Source organism: Azotobacter vinelandii CA, assembly GCF_000380335.1.
Lineage (GTDB): Bacteria > Pseudomonadota > Gammaproteobacteria > Pseudomonadales > Pseudomonadaceae > Azotobacter > Azotobacter vinelandii.
Window position 1 is genome coordinate 1015285 of the sequence record NC_021149.1, and the last position, 13858, is coordinate 1029142.

The following is a 13858-nucleotide window of genomic DNA, read 5'->3' on the forward strand; positions in this document are numbered from 1 at the left end:
CTCGCGTCAGGCCTGACGGCGGTTCTTGCCGGCGCCCGGCGCGAAGCCGGCAAAGAAAGTCTGGACCCGTTCCGGCGTGACTTCCGCAAAACCGGGCGGATTCCAGCGGGGAGACTTGTCCTTGTCGATCAGCAGGGCGCGTACGCCCTCCATGATGTCGCCCGAGGCGAACCACTGGCGGTCCAGATGCAGTTCCAGGGCGAAGCAGTCGGCGAGGGACAGCTCGCGGCCGCGGCGCAGCAGTTCCAGGGTCAGGCAGACGGCCAGCGGCGAGCGGCTGTCCAGCAGGCCGAGGGTTTCTTCGGCCCAGTCGCGGTACTCCGGGCGCCGTTCGGCCCGCAGCGAGGCGCGGATGGCGGCGATGTCCGGCAGGGCGAAGTGCGTGTCGATGGCCGGCTGCAGGGCGGCGAGCTGCGCATCCGGCAGGCGATCCGCCGCCAGGGTGGCGAGCAGGGTGCGCAGGGCTTCGGCGGGATGCACATTCCAGCGCATCTCGTCCAGGCAGCGGTCCAGCTCGGCGAACTGTTCGCTGGGCAGATGCCAGTCGGCCAGTCCGCCGTGCAGGGCGTCGGCGCTGCCGACGTGCACGCCGGTGACGCCCAGGTAGGTGCCCAACTCGCCCGGCATGCGCGACAGGAAGTAGCTGCCGCCGACGTCCGGGAAATAGCCGATACCGACCTCGGGCATGCCCATCCGCGTTCGCTCGCCGACCACCCGCAGCGCGGCGCCCTGGGCCAGGCCCATGCCGCCGCCGAGGACGAAGCCATCGAGCAGCGCCAGGACGGGTTTGGGGTAGGCGTGGATGTACTGGTCGAGGGCGTATTCCTCGACGAAGAAGACCTCGTGCTGACCGTCGGCCTTCTTGTAGCTTTCGTACAGCCAGCGGATGTCTCCGCCGGCGCAGAAGGCTTTCTCGCCAGCGCCGCGCAGGACCACGGCGAGGATCTGCGGGTCGTCGGCCCAGGCCTGCAACTGCCGGTGCAGGAGGCGGACCATCGGCAGGCTGAGGGCGTTCAGGCCGTTCGGACGGTTGAGGGTGAGGTGGCCGATGCGGTTGCGCACCGCCGCCAGTACGGGAGCTTCGCTCATGCGTTGGCGTCCTTGCGGTAGAGGTTGACGATCGCGGAGAAGTCCAGGGCGCCGTTGCCCTGGGCGCTGAACGCCTGGTAGAGCTGCTGGGCGAGGGCGCCGAGGATCACCGGCTGGCGCGCCTGGCGGGCGGCCTCGCTGGCCAGGCCGAGGTCCTTGAGCATCAGGTCGGTGCCGAAGCCGCCGCTGTAGCCGTGCGCGGCGGGCACGTTGTCCATGACGCCGGGGAAGGGGTTGTAGCTGTCCGAACTCCAGCAGCGGCCGCTGGAGCTGTTGATTACGCCGGCCAGCACCTTGGGCTCCATGCCCAGCGCGACGCCCAGGCTCATGGCCTCGGCGACGCCGATCATGGAGATGCCGAGCAGCATGTTGTTGGCCACCTTGGCGACCTGGCCGTTGCCGGCGGGGCCGCAGTGGACGATGTTCTTGCCCATGGCGGCGAGCACCGGGCGGGCGCGTTCGAAGTCGGCCGTTTCGCCGCCGACCATGAAGGTCAGGGTGCCGGCGGCGGCGCCGGCGGTACCGCCGGACACCGGCGCGTCGAGCATCGGGTTGCCGTGCTCGCGGGCGGCGGCGGCCACTTCCCGGGCGCTCAGCGGATCGATGGTGGAGCTGTCGATCAGCATCACGCCGGGGCGGACCTGGGCGAGCAGGCCGTCCTCGCCGAGATAGACGCCTTTCACGTGGGCGGATGCGGGCAGCATGGTGATGATCAGTTCGACCTCCCGGGCCAGGGCCGCCGGGGAGTCCGCCACCGTGGCGCCAGCCTGCGCCAGGCCGGCCACGGCCGGCGCGGAGAGGTCGTGGACGCTCAGGCGGTGGCCGGCCGCGAGCAGGTTGCGGGCCATGGGCGCACCCATGTTGCCCAGGCCGATAAAGCCGATGTGCATGATGATGTCCTCTTGTTCTTGTTGTGGGGATGCGCGGTGCAGCGGCTCAGCGATCCTTGAAGTCGGGCTTGCGCTTCTCGACGAAGGCGGCCATGCCCTCCCGGCGATCCTCGGTGGCGAAGGTGGCATGGAACAGCCGGCGCTCGAAGCGGATGCCCTCGGCGAGAGGCGTCTCGAAGGCGCGGTTGACCGATTCCTTGGCCATCATGGCGATGGGCGCGGACATCTGGGCGATCTTGGTCGCGGCGGCGAGGGCTTCCTCGATCAGCCGGTCGGCCGGCACCAGGCGGCTGACCAGACCGCAGCGCTCGGCCTCCTGGGCGTCCATCAGGCGCCCGGTGAGGACCATGTCCATGGCCTTGGACTTGCCGATGAAGCGGGTCAGGCGCTGGGTGCCGCCGGCGCCGGGAATGGTGCCGATGGTGATTTCCGGCTGGCCGAACCTGGCGCTGTCGGCGGCGATGATGAAGTCGCACATCATCGCCAGCTCGCAGCCGCCGCCCAGGGCGTAGCCGGCCACCGCGGCGATGCTCGGCTTGCGGAAGCTGGCCAGGCGCTCCCAGGTGGCGGTGATGAAGTCGGACTTGTAGACGTCCATATAGCCCCAGTCCTTCATCGCCTTGATGTCGGCGCCGGCGGCGAAGGCCTTCTCGCTGCCGGTGAGGACCACCGCGGCGACCCCGTCGTCGGTCTCCAGCGCATCGAGCAGGGCGCTCAGTTCGGCGGTCAGCGCCGGCGACAGGGCGTTCAGGGCCTGCGGGCGGTTGAGGGTGATCAGGGCGACCTTGCCGTGCATTTCCAGCAGCAGGTTCTCGTAGCTCATCTTGACTGTCCTTCGGTGTCTGGCGAGCGGCGCCGGCGGGCGCCGCACCGGGGTTCACTTGAGGGTGATGGTGGTGTTGACCGGGCCGCCGACCTCGTTCTCGTCGAACCAGCGCTGGGTGACGGTCTTGGTCTGGGTGTAGAACTGCACCACCTGTTTGCCGTACGGCCCCAGGTCGCCGAGCTTGGAGGCCCGCGAGCCGGTGAAGGAGAAGATCGGCACCGGCACCGGGATCGGCACGTTGATGCCGACCTGGCCGACCTCGATCTCCTCCTGGAAGTGCCGGGCCGCGGCGCCGGAGCGGGTGAACAGGGCGGTGCCGTTGCCGTGGGGGTTGGCGTTGACGATGGCGATGGCCTCGTCCAGGGTCTCGGCCTGCATCACGCAGAGCACCGGGCCGAAGATCTCCTCGCGGTACAGGCTCATCCCAGGGGTGACGCCGGAGAACAGGGTCGGGCCGACGAAATTGCCCTGCTCGTAGCCGGCGACGACCGGGTTGCGGCCGTCCAGCTCCAGCCGCGCGCCTTCGCGCACGCCCTGCTCGATCAGGCTGCCGACCCGGTCCAGGGCGGCGCGCGAGATCAGTGGGCCGAGGTCGGTGCCGGGCTTGCTGCCGGCGCCGACCTTGAGGGTGGCGGCCTTGGCCACCAGCTCCGGCAGCCAGTCGCGGGCCGCGCCGACCAGGACCGCCACCGAGATCGCCATGCAGCGCTGGCCGGCCGCGCCGAAGGCGGCACCGGCCAGGCTGTTGAGGGTCTGTTCCTTGTGCGCGTCGGGCAGGACGACGGCGTGGTTCTTCGCGCCCATCATGCACTGCACGCGCTTGCCGGCCTGGCTGGCGCGCTGGTAGACGTGGGCGCCGACGCGACTCGATCCGACGAAGGAGAGTGCCTTGATGTCCGGGTGGTCGCAGAGCCGGTCGACCACCTCGGCGCCGCCGTGGACCACGTTGAGCACTCCCGGCGGCACGCCGGCTTCCAAGGCCAGCTCGACCAGGCGCATGGTGACCATCGGGTCCTGCTCGGAGGGCTTGAGGACGAAGGTGTTGCCGGTGGCGATGGCCATCGGGAACATCCACAGCGGGATCATCGCCGGAAAGTTGAAGGGGGTGATGCCGGCGCAGACGCCGAGCGGCTGCAGCAGGGTGTAGGTGTCGACGCCGCCGGCGACGTTGTTGGCCAGTTCGCCGAGCTGCAGGTTGCCGATGCCGGCGGCGTGCTCGACCACCTCCAGGCCGCGGAACACGTCGCCCTCGGCGTCGGCCAGGGTCTTGCCCTGCTCGGCGCTGAGGATCGCCGCCAGTTCCTTGAGGTTCTCCCGGATCAGTTGCTGGTACTTGAGGAAGAGCCGCGCGCGGGTACCGATGGAGGTCTTGCGCCAGGTCTTGAACGCCGCGGCGGCGCTGGCCACCGCCGCGTTCAGCTCCGCCTCGCTGGCGAAGGGGACGCGGGCCAGGACCTGCTGGGTGGCCGGGTCGACCACCTCGCGCCATTGGCTGGTGGTGGATTCGACGAACTGGCCGTCGATCAGCAGTTTGATGCTGGGGATGGAGTGGGTCATCGCATGTCTCCGCCTGCTGGGCATTGTTGTTGTTCTCGCCGACCGCTGCGAGGGGGTATCTGGAGCCTAGCAGTGCGAATTTGCCCGGTACAATGGCGATATCCGCAGAGCGGCTCTGCAGAAATACACATTCATGGGGAGAGGCGAAGGCATTTTCGCCAAGGGGCCGGCGTGCCCGGGGCCAGCCCTGCGGGCCTTTCGAGGGTCAGGCCCAGTAGGTCGCGTCGTCGAGGATTTCCTGGTCCTGGGTGAAAGCCTTGGGCAGTTCTTCCTTGAGCAGTTCGATCCAGGTGCGGGTCTTGGCGTCGAGAAAGCTGCGCGAGGGGTAGAGCGCGTAGATGCTGCGCTGGTGCAATTGGTATTGCGGCAGCAGGCGCTTCAGGGTGCCCTGGCGCAGGGCCTTGGCGGCGACGAAGCTGGGCAGCAGGCAGACGCCCATGCCGGCCGCCGCGGCCTGGGCCATCGCTTCCGCGACGTTGACCTGGAAGTGGCCGCCGGGGCGCACGGTCAGCTCTCCGTCGCCGTCCTGGAACACCCAGCGATCGGGAAACAGCGGATCGACCAGGCGCAGGCAGCGGTGCTCGTGCAGGTCCTGGGGAATTTTCGGAGTGCCGTGGCGTTCGAGGTATTGCGGCGCGGCGCAGACCACGCTGTGCAGGTCGCCCACGCGCTGGGCCACCAGCTCCGAATCGGGCAACTCGCGGGACAGGGTGATGACCACGTCGTGGCCTTCCTCGAGCAGGTCGGGCGTGCGCTGCGACAGGGTCAGATCCAGGCTCACCTCGGGGTAGAGCGCGGTGTAGCGGGCCACCAGCGGCGCCAGTTGCAGGGTGCCGAGGCTGGTGATGGAGTGCACGCGCAGGCGGCCCCGGGGCGTCAGGTGCGCGCCGCTGGCCTCGACGGCGGCATCCTGCACTTCGGCGAGGATGTTCCGGCAGCGCTGCAGGTAGCGCTCGCCGGCCTCGGTCACCGCCAGGCGGCGAGTGGTGCGGTGCAGCAGGCGAGCCTGCAGGCTGGCCTCCAGGTCCGACACCAGGCGCGACACCTGGGCATTGGAAAGCTGCAGGGAAGCGGCCGCGGCGGTGAAGCTGCCGCTGTCCACTACCCGCACGAAGGCGCGCATCGCTTGCAGAATATCCATGACTGCTACTCCGGGACGGGAAACAGGGCGATTATGCGCAAAGCCGCTCCGCTTGTTGTCGGCGAAATCGGTCGAAACCTCTCTGCGCAGGCACTTTTCGCTCCTTCAGCGCCCGCTCCGTTCGATCAGGATGCGTTCCTGGCTGCACTCGCCAGGGGTGGGGCCGTGCGTCCTGGACGGTCGTGGGCCGATCAGGCCGGCCAGGGTCGGGCCCTCCCGGAAGTCCACCGGCAGGTGGACCTGGATCTCGTGGAGCCGGTTGTCGGTGCACAGGAAAGCGAAGCTGTCGGGCGCGTCCGGATGGGTGCGGCGGAGGATTTCCTGCAGCGTGCGGCGTTCGACGTTCTTGCCGATGTTCGCCCGGATGTACTGGCCGAGTTCCGAATCGTTGACCGTGCGCACCGCGGTCACCGCCTTGCGGAAATAGGCGTCGTCGTCCATGTCGGTCTGGCAGGTGCCATGTTTCTTCCATTCGTAGTTGCCGAAGTCGTTTTCGAAATAGAAGTTCGGCATCCAGGGCTTGATGTAGGAGAGCGTTTCTTCGCTGAGCTGAATATCGGTTCTGGAACAGTTGCCGTAATTCTTGCCGCACTCCTTCTTGTTCGGCCAGAGTCCGTGCAGCGTGAAGTTGGCGATGTTCAGTTCGCCGCTTTCCATGGCCCGGCATTCGGGTTTCTGCTTGCTCTTGCTTTTCGCCAATTTGTGTTCGCAGAAGCCCGGCTGCCAGGTAATGGCCAGTACATAGCTATCCTGCAGGCCCGGGGTCTGGCAGACGCCGGCGGACTGCTGCGGCCGTTCGCGGCGGGCTGAACTGGCCGGTTCCAGGGCCCCGGCATCGCCGCAATCCGCCGGAACCCAGCGCAATGGCTCGGCGTTGCCGGGCATTTCGATGCGCAGCCATTGGTAATCGCGTTCGTCGATCTCGCGAATCCGGTACTCGCGGCCGGGTTCGGTCTTCACCGCGCCGGGATTGGTCTTCTTGCGGAACGACTGGTAGGCCTCGCAACTCTGCCCGGCGACGAAGGTGCCGGAGGCGGGCTGGCTGGCCCAGGCGATGTCGGTCAGGAGGTAGAGCAGCAGGAGCAGGGCGGATCTGTGCATGATGTTTATCTGGCAGGGAAGGGCGCGGGGGGCGATTTCGAAAGGCGCGCCACTATAGCAAGGGCGATGGCGGGATTCCTTTCATTAACCGGCCTGGGCAGGCGGAGGGGATGAAGCCGGACTGGAAAGATTGTATGTCGGGGCGTTTCGGCTCCGCTGCATCAGCTGCTTGCCGAGTGGCCGGACAGTCCCTGTTTCGGGCCCCCGCCCGAGTCACTTTCTCTTTGCTCGCGCAAAAGAGAAAGTGACCAAAGAGAAAGCGCGCCCGATCATTCGGCCCCGGCTGCGCCGGGGTTCCCTCGCTCCGGCGCCGCTCCGGGGGCACGTCGCGAAGGGACGTCCCTGTCCCTTCGCGACTCGCTCGGCGTCCTGCCTCGCGTCCCCCTCCGCGACACCTGCGCTCGGCCTCCTGAACGGGAGTCGGTTCCGCGCTGCCTGAAAGCGCTTTTGCTCTTCTTGTGGCACCACGGCCTGTCAGGCAACGCCGGATGCCCCCTTCAGGAGGCCGAGCGGAATCGTCGTGGAAGGGGTCGAGCGGCAAGGATGCCGCGAGAGCCGCGATGGGCCATGGATGGCCCTTCGCGGCGGGCCCCTGGAACGGCGATGTAGGGAGGGAACCCGGAGCGAAGCGCAGGGCCGGATGAGGGGGTGGCCTTCTTTTTGGTTACTTTTTCTTGGCCAAAACAAGAAAAAGTGACTCGGCCGGGGGGCCGAAACAGGGAGTGTCCGGCCCCTCGGCAAGCAGCCATGCCAAGGCTCACACAATCTTTCCAGTCTGATATCAGGCGAGCGCTTCATGCGATTGCCCCGATTACCGATCCTTTCAAGGGCTCTGACCGCAGGGGCCGGCCTCCCGGACCGGGCGTCGTCCCCCGTTGTCCTGGCATGGATGGAGCGGCAGGCTCAGTGCAGCGCATCCACCACTTCTACCTGACGCAGGCGCTGGTCCAGCCGCAGGCGCTCGCTCGGGTCGTCGCAGAGCAGCAGGGCGCGCTGCAGGTCGAAACGCTCGCCCTGGGGGCATTCGAGCCGTTGGTAGAGATCGGCCCGGGCGAGGTGGTCGGCGACGCTGGGCGGACCGAGCAGCAGGACCCGCTCGGCGTCCTTCAGGGCCGCCAGCGGGTCGTCGTTCTGCTCGTGCAACTGGCGCAGCAGGCGCGACAGGTGTTGCAGCAGGTGATGCGCGGGACAGGACTGCAGGTGGCGGCCCTCCAGTTCCGCCGGCGCGCCGTGCTGGCGCAGCAGCAGTTCGCGGCAGTCGCGGCTGTAGAGGCGGCGGCCGCTGACGGGATCGAGCAGGTGGTCGGCGTTTTCCACGCGCAGCAGGAGGTGTCCGGGGAAGTCCACGCCATACAGGGGAATCTCCAGGCGCCGGGCCACTTCCAGGGCGATCAGCGCCAGCGCCAGCGGATGGCCGCGACGCTGTTGCAGCACCCGGTGCGGCAGCGCCGCGGCCGGGCGCAGCGGCAGGTGGTCCTCTTCGTGGAGGCCCAGGTCGTGCAACAGGCGCAGCAGCGGCTGACCCAACTCCCGCGCCGGCAGGACGGGCAGGCCGGCGGCGACCTGTTGCGCCAGGCCGCCGATGTCGCGCAGGACGGGTTCGGGGCGCAGGGCGGGGTCGTGTTCGGTGGCGATCCACAAGGCAGCCTCGAAGAGGGCTGGCGGATCGCGTTGCAGGCAGGCAAAGCAGGCTTGGCGCGAGTTCATGACATACTCCTGCACTCTTGTCCTGTTTTTAGCCGCCGTGAAGGAATCCGTCCAGAGCGCGCCGACCGCTGCGGCCGGGGGCCACGCCTATACTCAGGGTGAACGTCAGCCAGGGAGTATCGCCATGTTCGCCCTGATGAAAGCCGCCCGGCTCGAAGCATTGCATCTGACGCGGGATCCCGTCACCGGCCTCGAAGCCATCATCGCCATCCACAGCACCCGTCTCGGTCCCGCGCTCGGCGGCTGCCGCTTCCTCGACTACGCCGACACCGAGAGCGCGGTGCGCGACGCCATGCGCCTGGCCCAGGGCATGAGCTACAAGGCCGCGCTGGCCGGGCTGGAACTCGGCGGCGGCAAGGCGGTGCTGATCCGCCCACCGCACATCGGCGACCGCTGCGCGCTGTTCCAGGCCTTCGGACGCTTCATCGAAACCCTCGGTGGCCGCTACATCACCGCCGTCGACAGCGGTACCTCGAGCACCGACATGGACTGCATCGCCCGGCAGACCCGACATGTCACCAGCACCACCGACGAGGGCGACCCCTCGCCGCACACCGCCGAGGGGGTGTTCGCCGGCATCCGCGCCACGGCCAGGGCGCGTCTCGGTTGCGAGGAGCTGGAGGGCTTGCGTATCGCCGTGCAGGGCCTCGGCCATGTCGGCTACGCGCTGAGCGAGCGGCTCGCCGCGGCCGGTGCCGAACTGCTGGTCAGCGATCTCGAGCACAGCCGCGTGCAGCGGGCGGTCGAGCACCTGGGCGCGCGCCCGGTGGCCAGCGACGCGCTGCTGCGCGAACCCTGCGACATCCTGGCGCCCTGCGGCCTGGGCGGCATCCTCAACGGCGAGTCGGTCGGCACGCTGCGCTGCGCCGCGGTGGCCGGCGCTGCCAACAACCAACTGGCCGGCCCGGAGGTCGCCGATCTGCTGCAACGGCGCGGCATCCTCTATGCGCCGGACTACGTTATCAATGCCGGCGGGCTGATCTACGTGGCGCTGCGTCACCGCGGCGAAAGCGACCAGAGCATCGGCGCGCACCTGGGCGGCATCCGCCTGCGGTTGAGCGCCATCTACGCACGTTCCCTGGCCGAGGGATGCTCGCCGGCGCGCATCGCCGACGAGGAGGCGGAGCGGCTGATCTACGGCTAGAGTTCAGGAGGCGCCGGCCGGAGGACACCCCTTCGCGGCGCCCTCGTGGATTTCGAGATGCAATCGTCCCGTCATTGCCCGCAGCCACAAGCGGCGGGTTCGGACGCGCCCACAAGGCGCCGAGGAGTCCAGAATGTCACCCGATCTTCCCTACACCCGCTACCTGGCGCCCGACGGCCGGCCGCTGGCCGAGCTGCCCGCCTGGGCCGACGATTTCAACCTGCTCACCCGACTCTACCGGCAGATGGTGCTGACCCGTCTGTTCGACCAGAAGGCAGTGGCCCTGCAGCGCACCGGGCGGATCGGCACCTATGCGCCGACCCTCGGCCAGGAGGCCATCGGCGTGGCCATCGGCAGCCTGATGCAGGCCGAGGACGTGCTGGTGCCCTATTACCGCGACACCGCCGTGCAGTTGATGCGCGGGGTATGCATGGAGGAGATCCTCCTCTACTGGGGCGGCGACGAGCGCGGCAGCGACTTCGTCGATCCGCGCGCCGCCCGGGATTTCCCGATCTGCGTGCCGATCGCCACCCAGGCCCTGCATGCCTGCGGCGTGGCCACGGCGTTCAAGATCCGCGGCGAGCACCGCGTCGCCGTCACCACCTGCGGCGACGGCGCGACCAGCAAGGGCGACTTTCTCGAGGCGCTGAACGTCGCCGGCGCCTGGCAGTTGCCGGTGGTCTTCGTGGTCAACGACAACCAGTGGGCGATCTCGGTGCCGCGGCGCATCCAGTGCGGCGCGCCGACCCTGGCGCAGAAGGCGATCGGCGCCGGCATCCACGGCGAGCAGGTCGACGGCAACGACATCCTCGCCGTCTGCGACCGCATGCGCCAGGCCCTGGCGCGCGCCCGCCACGGCAAGGGGCCGGTGCTGCTGGAGTGCCTGAGCTACCGCCTGGGCGACCACACCACCGCCGACGACGCCACCCGCTACCGTTGCGCCGAGGAGGTTCGCCAGGCCTGGGAGGAGGAGCCGGTCAAGCGTCTGCGGGCCTTCCTCGCTTCCCAGGGGGTATGGGACGAAGGCCGCGAGCAGGCGCTGGTCGCCGACTGCCAGGCCGAGGTGCAGCGCGCCGTGGAGTCCTTCGAGGCGGCCGGCGTGCAGCCGCTGTCCTCGGTGTTCGAGCATGTCTACGCGCGCTGGCCCTCGGCCCTGGCCGAGCAGCGCGAGACGCTCGCGGAACGGCTGGTCCGCCGCCAGGGAGGCGAATGTCATGAGTAACGGAAAATACACCCTGGTGGAGGCGGTCAACCTGGCCCTGCACCGGGCGATGCGCGACGACGAGAATGTGGTGGTGCTCGGCGAGGACGTGGGGGTCAATGGCGGGGTGTTCCGCGCCACCCTCGGGTTGCGCGAGGCCTTCGGCTTCAAGCGGGTGCTCGACACGCCGCTGGCCGAGACCATGCTCGCCGGCCTTTCGGTGGGCATGGCCGCCCAGGGGCTCAGGCCGGTGGTCGAGATCCAGTTCATGGGTTTCGTCTACGCCGCCATGGAGCACCTGGTGTCCCACGCCAGCCGCCTGCGCAACCGCACCCGCGGCCGGCTGAGCTGCCCCATGGTGCTGCGCACGCCGATGGGCGCTGGCATCCGCGCGCCGGAGCACCACAGCGAGAGCACCGAGGCGCTGTTCGCGCACATCCCCGGTCTGCGCGTGGTGGTGCCGTCTTCCCCGGCGCGGGCCTACGGCCTGCTGCTGGCGGCCATCGACGACCCCGACCCGGTGGTCTTCCTCGAACCGACCCGCTTGTACCGGATGAATCCGCAGCCCGTGGCCGACGACGGCCGGCGCCTGCCGCTGGACAGTTGCTTCACCCTGCGCGAGGGCCGCGACCTGACCCTGGTCAGTTGGGGCGCCAGCGTCCACGAGAGCCTGCAGGCCGCTGCCGCCCTGGCCGAGCGCGGCATCGACGCCGAGGTGATCGACGTCGCCTGCCTCAAGCCGCTGGACCTCGACACCCTGGAGGCCTCGGTACGCAAGACCGGCCGCTGCGTGATCGTCCACGAGGCGCCGAAGAGCTGCGCGGTCGGCGCGGAGATCGCCGCCAGCCTCTACGAGCGCGTCCTGCCCGACCTGCATGCGCCGATCCAGCGCGTCGCCGCCCCGGACATTCCGCCGCCGCTGTACCGGCTGGAGCAGTTCTACCTGCCGGGCACCGGGGACATCCTCGCCGCTTGCGAGACGGTGCTGGACTACGCCTGAGGGACAGAGGAGAACGAGCATGAAATATTTCAAACTGCCCGACCTCGGCGAAGGTCTGCAGGAAGCCGAGATCGTCGAGTGGCACGTCAAGGCCGGCGACAGCGTGAAGGCCGACCAGTTGCTGGTTTCGGTGGAAACCGCCAAGGCCATCGTCGATATCCCGGCGCCCTATGACGGGGTGGTGGCCAAGACCTTCGGCGGGGTGGGCGATCTGCTGCACGTCGGCGAGCCGCTGATCGGCTACGAAGGAGAGGGCGACGCCGGCACCGTGGTCGGCCGTCTGGAAGGCGGCGCCGAGGGACAGGCGGACAGCTTCTGCATCGGCGCCGCGCCCTCGACCCGCGAGCATCTGGCACCGCGGGCTACCCCGGCGGTACGCCAGTTGGCGCAGAAACTGGGCGTCGAGCTGGCCGATCTGAAGGGCTCCGGCCCGGACGGGCTGGTCACCCGCGCCGACGTGGAGGCCGCCGCGGAGGGCGCGCGCGCGCGCTTCGGTGGCGAGAAGCTGCGCGGCGTGCGGCGCAGCATGGCGATCAACATGGCCCGCGCGCATGCCGAGGTGGTGCCGGTGACCCTGTTCGCCGACGCCGACCTGCATCGCTGGGCGCAGGCCCGCGACCCCATGGTGCGCCTGGCCGGGGCCATCGCCGCCGCCTGCGCCGCCGAACCGCTGCTCAACGCCTGGTTCGACGGCAGGAGCCTGTCGCTGCGCCGGCACGCACAGCTCGACCTGGGCATCGCCGTGGACACCCCGGACGGTCTCTTCGTGCCGGTGCTGCGCGACGTTGGTGCGCGTAGCGCGGAGGATCTGAAGGAGGGCATGGCCAGACTGCGCGCCGACGTGCGGGCGCGCTCCATTCCGCCGCAGGAGATGATGGGCGCGACCCTCACCCTGTCGAACTACGGCACCCTGTTCGGGCGCTACGCCAATCCCGTAGTGGTGCCGCCGCAGGTAGCCATCGTCGGCGCCGGCGCCATCCGCCAGGAACCGGTGGCGGTGGACGGCCGGGTGGCCGTGCATCCGGTGCTGCCGCTGTCCTTGACCTTCGACCACCGCGCGGTCACCGGCGGCGAAGCGGCGCGTTTTCTCAAGGCGCTGGTCGAGGCGCTGGAACGGCCGTAGCCCGCGGCTCGCGCCATCCGCCCGGCCCGCCCGGTGGCGCGACGGTTCGCCCTAGCTGGCGGAGTTTGCCGCCAGCTCTCCCTTCACTGCGGCGATGCAGCCCTGCAGCCACTGCGGGTCGCGCCATTGGTCGGCCTCGATGAGGTGGCGCAGGGCGATGCCCGTGTTGTCGGAAAGCGTCATCAGAATGCTGCCGTCCGGGCCTTTCACGCAGAAATTGACGTTGTATTCCGCTTGGAAAGCCTCGCTGATGGTCTGGAAAGGGCTATCCATGGGCGTACTTCCTGCACGAGTGACTGATGAACGAATGGACAGGCAGCGGCGCAGCAAGTTCGTAGTCATCCGATCAAGCCCCTACATTTTTTTCCGACCGATGGGCTTGAGTTGGATTCGACGATTTGCAAAACATGGGCTAGTGCGTTTCCGCACCGAGCTGTCGATAATGCTCCCCGACGGATTCGATGGGGTATCTGGTCCGTTTCATGCATACTACATGCATCCATTCAAGGCCGCCTGCCGGGCTGTCCCCGTCGGGCGCTTACGCGAGGGCTGTAAAGTGAAGATCGACAAAGCTGAAGGATTGCGGCAGCAGATGCATGGGGTGGCCGAGTCGCTGGGCAACCTGCTGGTGGAGGGGTTCCACTACCTGGCGCTGTTCGCGATCGGTGGCGTGACGGCCTGGGCGGCGGTGCATGCCTTCTTCGACATGGTCGAAAAGGGCCACATCACCATCGACGACATCCTCCTGCTGTTCATCTACCTCGAGCTCGGCGCCATGGTCGGCATCTACTTCAAGACCAACCACATGCCGATCCGTTTCCTCATCTACGTGGCGATCACCGCGCTGACCCGGCTGATGATCGGCGACATTTCCCATAACCACTCGCCCTCCTGGGGGGTGGTGATAGTGTCCGGGGCGATCCTGCTGCTGGCCCTGTCGAACCTAGTGGTGCGCTACGCCTCCTCGCGCTTCCCGTCCGAGCAATCGGAAAGCCCGTCCTCCATACGTCGGCGCTTCATGATGTCGAAGGAAAAGACCACCGCCACGACCGATTGATCGGGTCGCGTCAGACCGGGTC

At 68.6% G+C, this 13858-nt stretch carries 13 protein-coding genes; 5 read left to right on the forward strand and 8 right to left on the reverse strand.

The features are described 5' to 3' along the window. Window positions 1-6: 6 nt before the first annotated feature. The 7 genes from AVCA_RS04810 to AVCA_RS04840 all read right to left on the reverse strand — a co-directional run bounded on the left by AVCA_RS04810 (window position 7) and on the right by AVCA_RS04840 (window position 8311). Window positions 7-1089, reverse strand: coding sequence for an enoyl-CoA hydratase/isomerase family protein (locus AVCA_RS04810; protein WP_012699723.1), 1083 nt, complete (start codon window positions 1087-1089; stop codon window positions 7-9). After that, entirely contained in the window at window positions 1086-1979 is an 894-nt protein-coding gene (gene mmsB, locus AVCA_RS04815; RefSeq protein ID WP_012699724.1) for a 3-hydroxyisobutyrate dehydrogenase, read from the reverse strand. Before mmsB ends, AVCA_RS04810 begins: the two co-directional genes overlap by 4 nt. A 46-nt stretch (window positions 1980-2025) precedes the next feature. After that, the gene (locus AVCA_RS04820; protein WP_012699725.1) at window positions 2026-2802 is read right to left on the reverse strand and encodes an enoyl-CoA hydratase; all 777 of its coding nucleotides are present in this window, start codon (window positions 2800-2802) and stop codon (window positions 2026-2028) included. 54 nt (window positions 2803-2856) lie between these two features. Further along, window positions 2857-4362, reverse strand: a complete 1506-nt coding sequence (locus AVCA_RS04825) for a CoA-acylating methylmalonate-semialdehyde dehydrogenase (protein ID WP_012699726.1) — start codon at window positions 4360-4362, stop codon at window positions 2857-2859. 205 nt (window positions 4363-4567) lie between these two features. Then, window positions 4568-5503, reverse strand: a complete 936-nt coding sequence (locus tag AVCA_RS04830) for a LysR family transcriptional regulator (protein WP_012699727.1) — start codon at window positions 5501-5503, stop codon at window positions 4568-4570. 105 nt (window positions 5504-5608) lie between these two features. After that, window positions 5609-6604 (reverse strand): ribonuclease T2, encoded by a 996-nt coding sequence (locus AVCA_RS04835; protein WP_012699728.1) that lies wholly within the window; start codon window positions 6602-6604, stop codon window positions 5609-5611. Window positions 6605-7507: 903 nt separating this feature from the next. Further along, complete coding sequence (locus AVCA_RS04840) at window positions 7508-8311, reverse strand: SirB1 family protein (protein WP_012699729.1); 804 nt, start codon at window positions 8309-8311, stop codon at window positions 7508-7510. 124 nt (window positions 8312-8435) lie between these two features. On the opposite strand from AVCA_RS04840, the gene AVCA_RS04845 reads away from it, so the two are divergent. The 4 genes from AVCA_RS04845 to AVCA_RS04860 all read left to right on the forward strand — a co-directional run bounded on the left by AVCA_RS04845 (window position 8436) and on the right by AVCA_RS04860 (window position 12779). Further along, window positions 8436-9455, forward strand: coding sequence for a Leu/Phe/Val dehydrogenase (locus AVCA_RS04845; RefSeq protein WP_012699730.1), 1020 nt, complete (start codon window positions 8436-8438; stop codon window positions 9453-9455). Between the two features lie 133 nt (window positions 9456-9588). Further along, a complete protein-coding gene (gene pdhA, locus AVCA_RS04850) occupies window positions 9589-10677 on the forward strand; it encodes a pyruvate dehydrogenase (acetyl-transferring) E1 component subunit alpha (protein WP_012699731.1) in 1089 nt (362 codons plus the stop codon). After that, window positions 10670-11656: an alpha-ketoacid dehydrogenase subunit beta gene (locus tag AVCA_RS04855; protein ID WP_012699732.1), complete on the forward strand. Its 987-nt coding sequence runs from the start codon at window positions 10670-10672 to the stop codon at window positions 11654-11656. Before pdhA ends, AVCA_RS04855 begins: the two co-directional genes overlap by 8 nt. A 19-nt stretch (window positions 11657-11675) precedes the next feature. After that, window positions 11676-12779, forward strand: coding sequence for a dihydrolipoamide acetyltransferase family protein (locus AVCA_RS04860; RefSeq protein WP_012699733.1), 1104 nt, complete (start codon window positions 11676-11678; stop codon window positions 12777-12779). 51 nt (window positions 12780-12830) lie between these two features. Here the strand turns inward: AVCA_RS04860 and AVCA_RS04865 are convergent, their stop codons facing one another. Beyond that, window positions 12831-13052, reverse strand: a complete 222-nt coding sequence (locus tag AVCA_RS04865) for a DUF3509 domain-containing protein (RefSeq protein ID WP_012699734.1) — start codon at window positions 13050-13052, stop codon at window positions 12831-12833. Window positions 13053-13335: 283 nt separating this feature from the next. Here AVCA_RS04865 and AVCA_RS04870 point away from each other — a divergent pair, with 283 nt between their 5' ends. Then, window positions 13336-13836, forward strand: coding sequence for a phosphate-starvation-inducible protein PsiE (locus tag AVCA_RS04870; RefSeq protein ID WP_012699735.1), 501 nt, complete (start codon window positions 13336-13338; stop codon window positions 13834-13836). Window positions 13837-13858: the final 22 nt, after the last annotated feature.